Genomic DNA, 13848 nt, shown 5'->3' with positions numbered 1-13848 from the left:
CCCACAGGTTAACGCTCGCTAACCGCCGTGTCTACAATGGGGTCTCATGACCACCACCTCGGCCGCCGGCCCCGCCTCGCCCCGCCGGGAGCAGATCCTCCGCGAGGCATCCCGGCTCTTCGCCGAACGCGGCTTCCACGGCGTCGGCGTGGACGAGATAGGCGCCGCGGTCGGGATCAGCGGCCCGGCGCTCTACCGGCACTTCACCGGCAAGGACGCGATGCTGACCGAGCTGCTCGTCGGGATCAGCAGCCGGCTCCTGGACGGCGGGCGCCGCCGCGTCGAGGAGGCCGCGGCGGCCGGGCTGCCCGCCGGGGCCGCGTTGGACTCCCTGATCGGCGGGCACATCGACTTCGCGCTGGACGACCGCGCGCTGATCACGCTGCACGACCGGGAGCTCGACCGGCTGCCCGAGGCCGAGCGGAAGCGGGTGCGGCAGCTCCAGCGGCAGTACGTGGAGCTGTGGGTGGCGGCGGTGCGGAGGGTGCACACCGGGCTGCCCGAGGACCAGGCGCGCACGTGCGTGCACGCGGTCTTCGGCCTGCTGAACTCCACGCCGCACCTCTTCCGGCCCAGCTCGCTCCCCGACCGGGCCGCGACGGCCGCGCTGCTGCACCGCATGGCCCGCGGCGCCTTCGCCGCGGCGGCCGGCCCGGCGGACGAGCCGGACCGGCCGGGGGACCCCGGCCCTAGGCCGTGAGCTCCTGGCGCAGCGCGTCGCGGAGCCGGGCCGCGCGCTCGGTGACCTCCGTCGGGCCCAGCTCCATCGCCCGGGTGCACCACGTGCCGCCGCCCGCCAGGTCGCCCCGGCGCGAGGCCAGCAGCGCCAGCCGCAGCGCCGCCCGGCCGTGACCGGCCTCGGCCGCCCGGGTCCACCACAGCGCCGCCTCCGGCTCGCTGCCCTCGCGCGCCAGCAGCAGCCCGAGGTTGAACGCCCCGTTGCTGCTGCCCGCCTCGGCCGCCGCCCGGTACCAGTGCGCCGCCTCGACGACGTCGCCGCGCGCCGCCGCGCACATGCCCAGGCGGACCTGGGCGCGCCGGTGCCCCTGGCCGGCCGCGCGGGCGTACCACTCCTCGTGCTCCGCCTCCGCGCCGCCGCGCCGCTCCAGCAGCACGGCCAGCCGGAACGCGCCCTCCACGCTGCCGCCCTCGGCGGCCCGCCGCAGCCACTCCTCGGCCCGCGCCTGCTCCGCCCCGGACCCGCCGGTCCGCAGCAGGCCGACCGCGATCTGCAGCGCGGCCTCCGCGTGCCCGGCGGCGGCGGCCTGCTCGTACCAGTGCCGCGCCTGCTTCTCCTCACCGCGCCCGGCGTGCAGGATGCCCAGGTTGAACGCCGCGTCCACGCTGCCCGCCTCGGCGGCCTTCAGGAACCACGGCTCGGCCCCCGACGCGTCGCCGCGCTGGAGCAGCAGGACGGCCAGCGCGTTGGCCGCCTCCCGGTGCCCGGCGTACGCCGCGTGCCGGTACCACTGCTCGGCCTGCGCCATGCGGCCCTGCGCGGAGCAGAGCAGCGCGAGGTTGAACGCGCCGTTGACGTCGCCCGCGTCCACCGCCGCGCGGTACCAGCGCTGCGCCTCCTGCCGCTCGCCGCGCTGCGCGTGCAGCGCGCCGAGCGCGTTGGCCGCCGGGCCGTCGCCGTCCCGGGCCGCCCGGCGCCACCACCGCTCGGCACCGGCCTCGTCGCCCGCGTCGCGCAGCAGGAAGCCGAGCGCGCTGGCGGCACGCGCCTCGCCCGCCTCGGCGGCGTCCAGGTACCAGCGGCCCGCCTCGGTCGTCTCGCCGCGCTCCTCCAGCAGCGCGCCCAGCCGCAGCGCGGCGCGCCGGTGGCCGCGGGCCGCCGCCTGGTGGAACCACGGCTCGGCCGCGGCGACGTCCTGCTCGGCGGTCAGGCAGCCGTACCGGTACGCCGCCTCGCGGTGACCGCGCTCGGCCGCCGCGCGGAACCACGCCGCGGCGCCGGGGGCGCCGCGGTGGTCGAGCAGGTCGGCGAGGGCGTAGGCGCCGGAGGGGTGGCCCGACTCGGCGGCCTGCCGCAGCCAGTACTCGGCGGCGACCTCGTCACCGCGCTCGCGGTGATGCCGGCCCAGGGCGTGCGCCGCGGCGGCGGAACCCGCGACCGCGGCGATCCGCCACCACTCGGCGGCCTCGTCGATCCGGCCCGACTGGTGGAGGAGAACGCCCAGGTTGTTGGCGGCCGACCGCTCACCGTCGGCCGCGGCGGCGCGCAGCGGCGCCTCGGCACGGTCCAAGTCGCCAAGACGCAGCAGCCGCGCACCCTCCCGCGCGGCCGCATGGCTGCTCTCGAACCTTGCCATGTCCCCCATAAGGTCCATAGTGGCACCACCTGAAACCTGCGTACACCTGGTATACCGCAGCCCGTGAAGTAACTTCAGCGGTTTGTCGACTTCCCGATATGGATACATCCAAACACAGTTCCGGCGGCCGTCGACCGGCTTCCGGCCGGATCCGGGAAGCGCCCTGACGCGGCGTCGCATCACAGCAGGTCAGCGCCCACTTCTGCGCAAATGCCGAACAGATGCCCAAGGTTGACGAAATGGGACGAGGGGTCCGCGAGTCACCCGGACTCGCGGACCCCTCGTCATCACCGTGCTGACGGACGGGGCTTGGGGACGCTAGGCGCCGCCGTCACCTCCGTCGCCACCGTCGCCACCGTCACCGCCATCGCCGCCGTCCCCGCCGTCCTCCAGCTCGGACAGCCGGTTGAGCGCCTCCTCCAGCCGCGCCTGGGCGTCGCCGTACGCCTGCCAGTCGCCCTCGGCGAGGGCGTCCTGACCGTCCTGCCACGCCTCCTGCGCGTCGCGCACGGCCGCTTCGAGCGTGGCGTCGCCCGCCGGTGGCGGTTCCTCGCCCTCGTCCGGCGGCGGCGGGTCCTCCTCGCCCGTGTCCTCGCCGGACTCGGGCACCTCGAAGACCGCGTCGAGGGCCTCGTCGAGCGACTCCTCGAAGACGATCGTCTCGCCGTAGGCGACGAGCACCCGTTGCAGCAGCGGATAGTCCTGGCCGGCGCCGCGGACGTAGACCGGCTCGACGTACAGCAGGCCGCCCTCCAGCGGGACCGTCAGCAGGTTGCCGTACTCGACCTCGGAGTCCCCGCGTCTCAGCAGGTTGATCGACTCGGCGATGTCGGGATCGGAGTTGAACCGGCTCTGCACCTGCTGGGGACCCCACACCGTCGTGGTGGACGGCAGGGTGAGGATCCGCATCGTGCCGTAGTCCTCGCTTCTGGCGTCCGCCTCGACCGCCATGTACGCGGACAGCGTGTCCCGGCCGAGCGGCGTGAACGTCGTCGTCAGCGAGAAGACCTGCTCCTCCTGATCCGGCATCTTCATGCTGAGGTAGTACGGCGGGACGGTCTGGCCCTGGTGGGTCGGGTCGTCCGGCACCTCCCAGCGCTCCGAACCGCTGTAGAACTGCGCCGCGTTGTCCACGTGGTACCGCTGGAGCAGATCACGCTGGACCTTGAACAGGTCCTGCGGGTACCGCAGATGGTCCATCAGCTCGTCGCTGATCTGGTCCTTGTCCTGGACCACGTCCGGGAAGGCCGACCGCCAGGTCTGCAGCACCGGGTCTTCCTCGTCCCACTCGTACAGCACGATCTCGCCCGAGTAGGCGTCGACGGTGGCCTTCACCGAGTTCCGGATGTAGTTGACCCGGTTCTCCTGGGCGATGACCTCGCCCTGGGTCTCCGTCAGGGACGTCTCGGTGACGTCGCCCAGCGTGGTCCGCGCCGAGTACGGATAGCCGTTGGTCGTGGTGTAGGCGTCCACGATCCACAGGATCCTGCCGTCCACCACCGCCGGATACGGGTCGCCGTCGATGGTCAGCCAGGGGGCCACCGCCTCGACGCGCTCCTTGGGCGTGCGGTTGTACAGGATGCGCGAGTCGCCGCCGATCGCCCCGGAGTAGAGGATCTGCGGCTCGCCCATCGTCAGCGCGTAGGCGGCGCGGTTGAACCAGTTCCCCAGGCTGACCCCGGAGTCGCCCTGGTAGCTGTACTCGACCTCGCCGTCCTCGCCCGCGTAGTCGATCTCCTGCTGCGGGCCGCCGACGATCGAGTACTGCGTGGTGTACTCGCCGAAGTAGATCCGCGGCTCGTACTCGCCCAGCTCGCCCGTGGGCGGCAGGTCCCGCTCGGTGAAGAGCGGCTGGCCGTCCTCCACCTCGGTGCCGCTGGCGGCGACCATGCCGAAGCCGTGCGTGTAGCGGAAGTGCTCGTTGATCCAGTTCCGCTCGGGGATCTGGTTGACGTTCATCTCCCGGAGGCCGACCACGGTGTCCTGGTCGCCGTTCTCCGTCGGGTACCGGTCGACGTCCAGCGCGGCGGGGAACTGGTAGTACCCGCGCACCTGCTGGATCTGCTGGAACGCGGGCGAGACGACGCTCGGGTCCAGCAGCCGGATGCTGGCCGTGGTGGACACGGCGTCGCGCAGGGTTTCCGGCTCCGCCTCGCTGGTGCCGGAATAGTCCTCGATCTGGGCGTCCGCGATGTCGTACGCCTCTTTCGTGGCCTCCATGTGCTTCTGGATGTACTCGGTCTCCTTGGCCTGCTCGTTCGGCCGGACCTGGAACTGCTGCACCAGCGCCGGGTAGACGCCGCCGATGAGCACCGCCGAGAGCACCATGAGGCCGAGCCCGATCACCGGGAGCTGCCAGCCGCGCCGCCAGAGCGTGGCGAAGAACAGCACGGCGCAGATCGCCGCGATGATCGTCAGGATCGTCTTGGCCGGCAGATAGGCGTTCGCGTCGACGTACCGCAGGCCGGTCCAGCCCTCGGCGTTGCGGAAGTCGCCGCTCTTGAGCGCCAGACCGTACCGGTCGAACCAGTACGCCACGGCCTTCAGCGCCACGAACAGGCCGAGCAGCACCGACAGATGCCCGGTGGCCGACTGCGTGATGCGGCTGCCGGGCGTGGTCAGCCGGATGCCGCCGTACAGGTAGTGCGTCAGCGCGGCGGCCAGCGTGGACAGGACGACGACGGCGAAGCCGAAGCCGAGCAGGAAGCGGTAGAACGGATAGTCGAACGAGAAGAACCCGACGTCCATCCCGAACTGCGGGTCCTCCACCCCGAACGACGTCCCGTTCACCCACGCCAGCCACGTGCGCCACTGGCCGGCGGCCGATCCGCCCGCGATCAGGCCGATCAGGAGCGAGATGCCCAGCAGCACCCACCGCTTGTACGGCGCGATGCTCATCCGGTACCGGTCGAGATTCTGCTGCTCCATCGACATGGCGCTCAGCGGCGGGCGCAGCCGGTGGGCCAGCCAGATGTTGAACCCGATGGCGAACGTCATCACGGCGCCGAACACGGCGAACATCGTCGCGCGCGTCACCAGCTCCGTCCGGTACACGCTCGTGTAATCGACCGAGCGATACCAGAGCCAGTCCGTCCAGAAACCGGCGAACATCGCGAAGAGAATGGCCAGTCCGGCCAGAATCGCCGCCGTGATCAACAGGGACTTGGCACCTCTCGGCGGGCGTCCGACACTGAACCGCGGCCCGCCCGGACCTCTGGGACCTCTTGGCCCGTTCGGACCATGGGGGCGGCCCGAGCCCCGGTCCGGCATCTGGAAAGCCAACGCGCGCACCTCAACGATTCGGCAGTGTTCGAAGGCAAGCAGGCCAGGAATCGGCCCACTCGCCTAACTTACTCAAGCTTTACTCGGTTCCCGTTTTCGGGGTATGAGACGGCACGATATGCCCATGGACAACACTCCCGACGTACCCGACCTCGCGCGGACGGCCGCCGCGCCACTGACCAGGGCCGTGCTCGACATCGACGAATACGCCGCCGGGCTGGGCTGGGACCGCCCGGCGCAGCTCTTCGCCCTGGTCGACACGGCGCGGCTGCGCGCCGAGGAGCCGGGCCTGGCCGAGCAGCTCGACATCCAGGGCGACAGCGGCCTGACCCCCGTGGAGCAGGACGAGCTGCCCGACGGACTGCCCCTCGACGAGTTCCTCGCGACGATCGCCTGGCCGGACGCGGTGGCGGGCTGCGCCCTGACCGTGGAGCGCGTGATACTGCCGCCGTCGGCCGAGGCCGCCATCCCCGAGGGCCTGCCCGGGCCCGAGCTGGCCACGTGGGTCGCGGAGCACCCGGAGCGGCAGGAGGTGCGGATGACCGTGGCGGTGCTGCGGGACGGTCAGCGCGAGTCGGCCATCCGGCTGCGGGAGAAGGACGCGGCGACCGAGGTGCTGACCGGCGCCGGGCTCGTGCCCGGCCTGGCCGACGCGCTCGCCGCGACGTTCGAGGGGTAGCCGCCCGGCCGCGCGGTCACTCCGTCTCGCACAGCGTCAGCTCGTCCAGGTTCTCCGCGCGGATGTCGGCGAGCGCGGCCAGGGCGTCGTCCAGCGAGCCGACCCGGACCAGGGTCAGCCCGTCGGGCACGCTCTCGGCCGCCGTCGCGCAGTTCTCCTCGGGCGTCAGGAAGAACTCCGCGCCGGCCTCCCTGGCCGCGATCGTCTTCATCGTCACGCCGCCGATGGGACCGACCGCCCCGTCGGCGTCGATGGTGCCGGTGCCCGCCACGAAGGCGCCGCCGGTCAGGTCCTCCGGCCCCAGCTTGTCCACCAGCCCCAGAGCGAACATCAGACCGGCGCTCGGGCCGCCGACGTCGGCCAGCTCGATGTCTATCCGGAACGGGAACGTGTGGCTGACCCCGGCCTGTATCCCGACGATGGCCCGCTGGTCGTCGGGCGCCTCGGCCGTGGTGATGACGACGTCCTCGGTGTCCGACGGCAGGTCCTCGCCCGCCTCCTGCGCCGCCTGCACCTGCTCGGCGGGGACGATCGTGAAGACGGTCTCCTCGCCCGGCTCGTGCTCGGTCACCAGCTCGGCGACCTGGCCGGGCTCGGAGACCTTCGTGCCGTCCACGGCGACGATCGCGTCGCCGGCGTGCAGCCGGCCCTCGGCCGGGCTGTCCTTGACCACGGCGGCGACGATCGTCTGCTCCCCGACCTCGTACTCCAGCTCGCGCAGGGCGGCGACCTTGGCGGTCTCCTGCGACCGGCTGAACTCCTCGGCGTTCTGCTGCCGCACCTCGTCGGCCGAGACGTTCTCCGGGTACAGCGTCTCGTGCGGCACCACGGCGTGGTCGTCGGACAGCCAGCCGGCGACGGCCTCCAGCAGGTTCATCCGGTAACTCACCCCGGTGACGCGCACGGTCGTCATGTTGAGGTGCCCGGACGTCTCATAGGTCTGCGCGCCCTCGATGTTCAGCACGGGCTCGCCGTCGTGCTCCCCCAGCGTGTTCACCGTGGGGCCGGGAGACATCTCCGCGTACGGCACCTCGATGAGAACTCCGGCGCAGAGCAGACCTATGAGCAGCAGAGTCGACGTCAGCAGCGTCGCGGTCCGGCGTGGCATGCCTTGACAGTACGTGACCGCACTGTCAGCCGTCCGCCGGGGCCCGCTCCATCGCGGCCCGGAACGCCTCGTACCCACGCACGCCCGCGGCGTCCGCGACCCCACCCCCATGGGAGCCGCGTCGGGTGGCCCACATGCTCCACACCCCGGCCACCACAGCCCCGGCGACGGGGATCAACAGCCATACGAGAACCGACATGACCTACCTCCCACCTCGGCGACGTACTCCAACGCTCCGCCGGTGCAACGCACCGCGCAACCGGAGTAGTGCCCGTCCGGACGAACTTTTTCCTGCGGATACCACGATCGGCGGCGACCAATCAGCGAACAGCGAGACCCGCCGCCCCCACGTCGGAGGCCGGGCCCGTCAGCAAGCGCCCACCCTCCCCCAGACTCCGTCCGGGGGCACCCCCACCTCGGGTGTCTGAGGCCGTCAGCAAGCCCCCACCCATTCGGTGGTGCCGTCGGCGAAGGTTTGGTGTTTCCAGATCGGGACCTGGTGTTTCAGGTCGTCGATCAGGCGGCGGGTGGCTTCGAAGGCTTCGCCCCGGTGGGCGCAGGAGACCGCGACCACCACCGCCAGGTCGCCGATGGCCAGCTCCCCGACGCGGTGCACGGCGGCCAGCGCGATCACCGGGAAGTCCTTCGCGACCGCCTCGGCCACCCGCCGCAGCTCGGCCTCCGCACCGGGGTGCGCCGAATAGGCCAGCGCGGTGACGGCCGCGCCGTCCGCGTGCCCGTCGTGGTCCCGGACGGTGCCGACGAACAGCGCCGTGCCGCCCGCCGACGCGTCGCCCACGGCCGCGAAGACCTCGTCCACCGAGAGCGGCGTGTCGCGGATCGCCAGGAGCCGGATGGGATCGGTCGTCATGCGCCCATCCTCCCTCATCGCCGCCGCGTCCGGCGGGCACGGCGGACCAGCGCGGCGGTGCCGACGAGGGCGACGGTCGCGCCCGCCGCGCCCAGGGTCGTGGCCGCGTCCTTGCGGCCGAGGCGGCGACCGGCGACGGTGTGCCGCCCGGCGACCTCGGCGAGCAGCTCGGCCAGCACCTCCTCGTTGCTCCAGCGCGGTCGCCAGCCCGCCTCGTACAGCTTGCTGCCGCTGACGACCCACGGGTGCATCGTGTACGCGAGGTCGCCCGCCGGGGACGGGGTGAGGCCGAGCCGGTGCAGCCGGGTCGCGGCGCCCAGCGCGACGGAGGACGGCAGCTCCATGCGGCGGATGCCGGACAGTTCCTCGACCTCCTCCTGCTCCAGCCAGCCGTCGCAGCCCACGGCCAGCTCGCCCTCGACGAGTTCCAGCGCGGCGAACTCCAGGGCGCTGACCAGGTCTTCGACGTGGCAGAACTGCCACCGCGGCCGGGAACCGGCGACCACCAGCAGCCGCGGCGACTCGAAGTACCGGGTGAGCGCGGTGTCGGTGCCGCCGACCAGGATGGCCGGGCGCAGCACCGTGACGTTCAGGCCCGGGTGGACGCGCGGCGCGCGGCGGGCGAGGCGTTCGATCTCCAGCAGGTCGCCCATGCACGTGGCGTCGGCGGTGGCGCGCAGCTCGGCGTCCTCGGCGAGCGGCACGGCGTTGTCCGGCAGCGCGCCGTAGACCATGGCGGAGGTGCACAGCACGACCCGGCGGACGCCCGCCGCGGCGGCGGCGGTCAGGACGGTCTGGGCGCCGCGCACGTTGTACGCGGTGCGGGCCGCGGGGTCGGCCTCCAGGTCCAGGTCGAGCGCCAGGTGGACCACGACGTCGACCGGTCCGGCCGTCTCGCGGTCGCGGCCGTCGAGCGCGGTGGCGTCGCGGGCGGCACCCGCGGTGCGGAGCAGATCGGCGATGGCCGGGTCGCGGACGTCGAGCGTGTGCCACTCGGCGCCCTTGACGTCGCCGAGGCGCTCGTCGAGGGCGAGGACCCGTTTGACGTCGGCGGCGGCAAGCAGCCGCTCGATGAGCAGTGCTCCGACGCCCGACGCCGCTCCGGTGACCGCGACGGTCAGCGGGGCGCCGGGGCCGTTTCGCGCTGCGCGAACGGCTGGCTCCGGGGAACTCACAAGACCTCTCCAGCGGTTGTTTCGGTACGACGTGCGCAGGCCCATCCTGCCTGAGAGGTGTCTAGGCTGGAGGCACAGACCAGCGATTCGCAGGCACGTTGGTTCCGTCCGACGACACACACCCGAGGATTCCCGTGAGTGACTTCCCATTCGGATTCGGCATCCCGGAGGAGCCGGACGACGGCGAATCCGGCGAGAAGAGGGACGGCGGTCAGGGCCCGGTGGACAACCCGCTGGCCGCCATGTTCGGCTTCGGCGCGGGCGGCCCCGGCGGGATGAACCCGAAGGATCTGGGCGCCGCGTTCCAGCAGCTCGGGCAGATGCTGTCGTACGAGGGCGGCCCGGTGAACTGGGACCTGGCCAGGACGGTGGCCCGGCAGACGGTCGCGCAGGGCGCGCAGGACGGTTCGCGGGACGCCAGCGTGGGGGCGCACGACCGCTCGCAGGTCGAGGAGGCCGTCCGGCTGGCCGACCTGTGGCTGGACGGTGTGACCTCCCTGCCGTCGGGCGCGGGCACGGCGGTGGCGTGGAGCCGCGCCGAGTGGGTGGAGGCGACGCTGCCGGTGTGGCGCGAGCTGGTCGACCCGGTGGCCGAGCGGGTCGGGGCGGCGATGGGGAACGTGCTGCCCGAGGAGATGCAGGCCATGGCCGGGCCGCTGCTGGGCATGATGCGCTCGATGGGCGGCGCCATGTTCGGCACGCAGATCGGGCAGGCCGTGGGCGTGCTCGCGGGCGAGGTCGTGGGCTCGACGGACGTGGGGCTGCCGCTGGGCCCGGCGGGCAAGGCGGCGCTGCTGCCGCAGAACGTGACGGCGTTCGGCGCGGGCCTGGGCATCCCGCAGGAGGAGGTGCGGCTGTACTTGGCACTGCGCGAGGCCGCGCACCAGCGGCTGTTCGCGCACGTGCCGTGGCTGCGGTCGCATCTGTTCGGCGCGGTCGACGGGTACGCGCGGGGCATCCAGGTGGACACCGCGAAGCTGGAGGACCTGGTCGGACAGCTCGACCCGACACGGCCCGAGGAGTTGCAGGAGAAGCTCCAGCAGGGGCTGTTCCAGCCGGAGGACACGCCGCAGCAGAAGGCGGCGCTGGCCCGGCTGGAGACGGCGCTGGCGCTGGTGGAGGGCTGGGTGGACGCGGTGGTGCACGCCGCGGCCGAGCCGCACCTGCCGTCGGCCTCCGCGCTGCGGGAGACGCTGCGGCGGCGCCGGGCGACGGGCGGGCCCGCCGAGCAGACGTTCGCCACGCTGATCGGGCTGGAGCTGCGGCCCCGGCGACTGCGGGACGCGGCGCGGCTGTGGGCGTCGCTGACGGACGCGCGCGGCACGCAGGGGCGGGACGCGCTGTGGGCGCACCCGGACATGCTGCCGACCGCGGACGACCTGGACGACCCGGACGGCTTCGTCCACCGCGAGCAGCTCGACTTCTCGGAGCTGGACCGGATGCTCGACGGCGACGAGCGGGACGGGAAGCGCGACCCGGAGAGCGAGAAGGACCAGGAGGAGGACCGGAAGAAGGACGACAAGGACGACAAGGACGAGGACGGGCCCGGCGCCGAGGGCGGCCGGGACGGCACGTGAGCCTGCACGGGGACGCGGCGCGGGTGCTGCGGGAGTGGACGGCGCCCGACGCCGCGCAGGACGAGCTGCGGCGGGCGTACGAGGCCCATCTCGCCGCGTACCCGGACGGAATGTGGAAGGCGTGCGCGGCCGGGCACATCACGGCCAGCGCGATCGTGGTGGACCCGGTGGGCGGCCGGGTGCTGCTGACCCTGCACGCGAAGCTGGGCAAGTGGCTCCAGACCGGCGGGCACTGCGAGCCCCCGGACACGTCGCTGGCCGGGGCGGCGCTGCGCGAGGCCACCGAGGAGTCGGGCATCGAGGGGCTGCGGCTGCTGCCGCGGCCCGTGGCGCTGGACCGGCACCGCACGCCGTGCGCGACGCATCTGGACGTCCAGTACGCCGCGCTGGCGCCGCCCGGCGCGACGGAGGCGATCAGCGACGAGTCGCTCGACCTGCGCTGGTTCGCCTTCGACGAGGTGGCGGACGTGGCGGACCCGTCGGTGGTCCGCCTCCTGACCCGCACCCGCGCGCTGCTCTGAGCCGCGCGCCGCGGGCTCGCGGACGCGCCCGCCGCGTCCGCGCCCGCGTTACCTCGGGCCCCAGGCGCCGCCCTGGCCGAGGCCGGGCGCGCCCTGCCCGGGGCGGAGCTGCGCGCGCAGCAGGTCGCCCGCGGCGGTCAGGGTGGGCGGCAGCATCTCGCTGGGCTGCACGACGACGTGCCCGTCGCCCATGAAGCTCAGCTCCCAGCCCTCGCCCGTGTTGCCGCGGCGGCGCCAGATCGGCTTGCTGCTGGTCTGGGCCTGCATCTGCACCCGGAGCGAGGAGGACCAGGCCACCACGGCGTCCGCGTCCGCGTTGCAGTACCGGTCGGGGGTGACCCGCATCGCCAGCGGGCGCCCGGAGGTGGTGATGGCGACCTTGCCCTGTCCGCTGATGTTGAGGTTGTACGCGCCCACGCCGGGGATGCCGTACTGGCTCTCGACGGAGACGACGTCCCAGTGCAGGTGGGCGTCGAGGGCGAGGACATAGGAGCTGTCCACGGTCAGGCCCTCGTGGTCGACGTCGAGGACGTGCACGTTCTGCGCGAGGTTGGCGAAGTAGATCGAGCCCTGGCCGAAGCAGCGCATCAGCGGCAGCACCTCGCCGGCCATGCGCTGGCGGCGGCGCTGCCCGGGCGGCTGGTACTCGCCGTCGAACTCGACCATGCCCTCGAAGGCGACCATGCTGCCCGCCCGGGCGACCACGTCCTCGCCGCGGCTGAGATTCACCCGCAGCATGTGCTCGCCCTGGGGGGCGAACCGGTCCTGGGACTGGTTCACGGTGTTGTTGAAGATGGGACTCTGCATGCCCGGCACTCCCCCGTCAGTTCTGCTGGCCCTGAGTGAGCCGGTCGGTGCTGTCCTCGCTCGGCTGCACGATCACAAAACCCTGGCCCGAGAAGGCCAGTTGGAACGCCTCGCCGCTGCCGCGGCCGACCAGCGAGGACGCCTTGAAGCTGCGCTTGCCCTCGACGCGCAGGCCGGTGGACCAGGCGACCAGGGCGTCCGGGTCGACGCAGGTCTCACCGGACTGCGCGCAGTCCACGACGATGGGCATCCCGCGGCTGGTGATGGCGACCCAGCCGGTGCCGGAGATCCCGAGGTTGAACAGGCCCTGCCCGGCGAACTTGGCTATGCCCTTCACCCGCTGCACGCCCCATTCGAGGTGGGCGTCGAAGGCGAGGACGTTGGTGGCGTTGACCGAGATGTTCTCGTTGGCCAGGGGGAGGCACACCACGTCGGCGCCGTAGTCGGCGAGGTAGAGCAGGCCGTCGCCGTGGCAGCGCATCAGCGGGACGCTCTCGCCGGTCATGCGGCCGGCGAAGGCCTGCCGCAGCGCCGACGGGTTCGACTCGTACTGGACGTAGCCCTCGTAGGCGATCATCGAACCGGCCCTGGCGAACAGGTCGTTGCCGGTCTGCATGGTGACCCTGGCCATGGCCGGGCCGTGGTTCTCCATGCGGGCGGTGGGGGCGGCCGGGGCGTACCCGGCGATCATGCGCTGATCCATCACGGGCTCCCGTCAGATCTCGTAGGGCTGGACGATCGCGAAGTTCCCCGGGGCGCCGCGGAACTGGAGCTGGGTGGTCTCGCCGGTGTGGCCCGGATAGGCGTGCCGGCGCAGCCGCACCTGGTTGGCGACGAGCACCTGGGCCGCGGAGGACCAGGCGATCACGGCGTTGGCGTCGGCGAAGGTCATGGGAGTGACCGGCAGGACGAGCGGCTCGCCCCTGGTGGTGAGCACCAGGGTGCCGTGGCCGCGGAACTCCATGGCGAACAGCACCCCGCCCGGCAGGCCGTGGCCCTCGATGCGGCGCACGTCGAACTCCAGGGACTCGTCGAAGGCGAGCACGCGCTGGGCGGAGACGCACAGGGCGTCGCCCTGGAGCTCGACGGGGTGGAGGCGGGTGGCCTGCTCCGCCAGGTAGACCTGGCCGCTGCCGGTGCAGCGCATGAGGGAGGGCAGGCCCTCGCCGGTGAGCTTGCTCTTGACCCGGTTCATGAGGCCGGCGCCCTTGAAGCCGAAGTCCACATCGCCCTGGTACAGAACCATGCTGCCCTGGCGGGCGAGGACCGGTCGGCCGTCGAGGCCGAGGTCGGCCCGCACGAGCTGCGGGTTCTGCAGGCTCCAGCGCTGCCGCTCGGCGGAGCCCCGGTACTTGCTGAGCACGGCGCCCATGCCGCCGGCGGGGGCGGCGGGCTGCTGGAGTCCTGGCTGCGGCGGCGCGCCGGGCCCGGGCACGGGGGCGCCGGGCGGGAACGCCTGCTGCGGCGGGACGGGCGGCTGCCCGTACGGCGCGGGGGCGGGCGCCGTACGGGC

General features: G+C 73.0%; 14 protein-coding genes. 5 read left to right on the top strand and 9 right to left on the bottom strand.

The features are described 5' to 3' along the window. The first annotated feature begins 46 nt into the window (after positions 1-46). Positions 47-700 carry an SACE_7040 family transcriptional regulator gene (locus tag ACSNOC_RS01695; protein WP_436745374.1) on the top strand — a complete coding sequence of 218 codons (654 nt, stop codon included), beginning with the start codon at positions 47-49 and terminating at the stop codon, positions 698-700. Here the strand turns inward: ACSNOC_RS01695 and ACSNOC_RS01690 are convergent. Beyond that, on the bottom strand, positions 690-2324 hold the full coding sequence (locus tag ACSNOC_RS01690; protein ID WP_436745373.1) for a tetratricopeptide repeat protein: 1635 nt from the start codon (positions 2322-2324) through the stop codon (positions 690-692). The two genes, ACSNOC_RS01695 and ACSNOC_RS01690, sit on opposite strands and share 11 nt — an antisense overlap. A 309-nt stretch (positions 2325-2633) precedes the next feature. Continuing rightward, positions 2634-5585: a UPF0182 family membrane protein gene (locus ACSNOC_RS01685; protein WP_436745462.1), complete on the bottom strand. Its 2952-nt coding sequence runs from the start codon at positions 5583-5585 to the stop codon at positions 2634-2636. A gap of 136 nt (positions 5586-5721) precedes the next feature. Here ACSNOC_RS01685 and ACSNOC_RS01680 point away from each other — a divergent pair, with 136 nt between their 5' ends. Next, positions 5722-6276 carry a PPA1309 family protein gene (locus ACSNOC_RS01680; protein ID WP_436745372.1) on the top strand — a complete coding sequence of 185 codons (555 nt, stop codon included), beginning with the start codon at positions 5722-5724 and terminating at the stop codon, positions 6274-6276. A gap of 16 nt (positions 6277-6292) precedes the next feature. Here ACSNOC_RS01680 and ACSNOC_RS01675 read toward each other — a convergent pair whose 3' ends face one another. The 4 genes from ACSNOC_RS01675 to ACSNOC_RS01660 all read right to left on the bottom strand — a co-directional run bounded on the left by ACSNOC_RS01675 (position 6293) and on the right by ACSNOC_RS01660 (position 9430). Next, the gene (locus ACSNOC_RS01675; protein WP_436745371.1) at positions 6293-7384 is read right to left on the bottom strand and encodes a YlbL family protein; all 1092 of its coding nucleotides are present in this window, start codon (positions 7382-7384) and stop codon (positions 6293-6295) included. A gap of 25 nt (positions 7385-7409) precedes the next feature. After that, positions 7410-7583: a hypothetical protein gene (locus ACSNOC_RS01670; protein ID WP_436745370.1), complete on the bottom strand. Its 174-nt coding sequence runs from the start codon at positions 7581-7583 to the stop codon at positions 7410-7412. Between the two features lie 234 nt (positions 7584-7817). Beyond that, a complete protein-coding gene (locus ACSNOC_RS01665) occupies positions 7818-8255 on the bottom strand; it encodes a molybdenum cofactor biosynthesis protein MoaE (RefSeq protein ID WP_436745369.1) in 438 nt (145 codons plus the stop codon). Between the two features lie 14 nt (positions 8256-8269). After that, positions 8270-9430, bottom strand: coding sequence for an NAD-dependent epimerase/dehydratase family protein (locus tag ACSNOC_RS01660; RefSeq protein WP_436745368.1), 1161 nt, complete (start codon positions 9428-9430; stop codon positions 8270-8272). A gap of 134 nt (positions 9431-9564) precedes the next feature. Between ACSNOC_RS01660 and ACSNOC_RS01655 the strand changes: the two genes are divergently transcribed. After that, complete coding sequence (locus ACSNOC_RS01655) at positions 9565-11007, top strand: zinc-dependent metalloprotease (RefSeq protein ID WP_436745367.1); 1443 nt, start codon at positions 9565-9567, stop codon at positions 11005-11007. Continuing rightward, positions 11004-11528 (top strand): NUDIX hydrolase, encoded by a 525-nt coding sequence (locus ACSNOC_RS01650; protein WP_436745366.1) that lies wholly within the window; start codon positions 11004-11006, stop codon positions 11526-11528. Before ACSNOC_RS01655 ends, ACSNOC_RS01650 begins: the two co-directional genes overlap by 4 nt. 48 nt (positions 11529-11576) lie before the next feature. Here the strand turns inward: ACSNOC_RS01650 and ACSNOC_RS01645 are convergent, their stop codons facing one another. Genes ACSNOC_RS01645 through ACSNOC_RS01635 form a run of 3 tightly spaced genes read right to left on the bottom strand, consistent with a single transcriptional unit; the run spans position 11577 to position 13635 of the window. Further along, the gene (locus ACSNOC_RS01645) at positions 11577-12335 is read right to left on the bottom strand and encodes an AIM24 family protein (protein WP_436745365.1); all 759 of its coding nucleotides are present in this window, start codon (positions 12333-12335) and stop codon (positions 11577-11579) included. A 16-nt stretch (positions 12336-12351) separates the two neighbouring features. Then, positions 12352-13038, bottom strand: coding sequence for an AIM24 family protein (locus ACSNOC_RS01640; RefSeq protein WP_436745364.1), 687 nt, complete (start codon positions 13036-13038; stop codon positions 12352-12354). A 12-nt stretch (positions 13039-13050) separates the two neighbouring features. Continuing rightward, a complete protein-coding gene (locus tag ACSNOC_RS01635) occupies positions 13051-13635 on the bottom strand; it encodes an AIM24 family protein (protein WP_436745363.1) in 585 nt (194 codons plus the stop codon). Between ACSNOC_RS01635 and ACSNOC_RS01630 the strand changes: the two genes are divergently transcribed. Next, positions 13529-13848: LEPR-XLL domain-containing protein (locus ACSNOC_RS01630; RefSeq protein ID WP_436745362.1), on the top strand; the 320-nt coding region annotated here is incomplete at its 3' end. The genes ACSNOC_RS01635 and ACSNOC_RS01630 overlap by 107 nt on opposite strands.

The organism is Streptomyces sp. URMC 129, assembly GCF_051386415.1.
GTDB lineage: Bacteria > Actinomycetota > Actinomycetes > Streptomycetales > Streptomycetaceae > Streptomyces.
The sequence above is the reverse complement of the archived record's forward strand: the minus strand, read 5'-3'. Positions and strand labels throughout refer to the sequence as shown.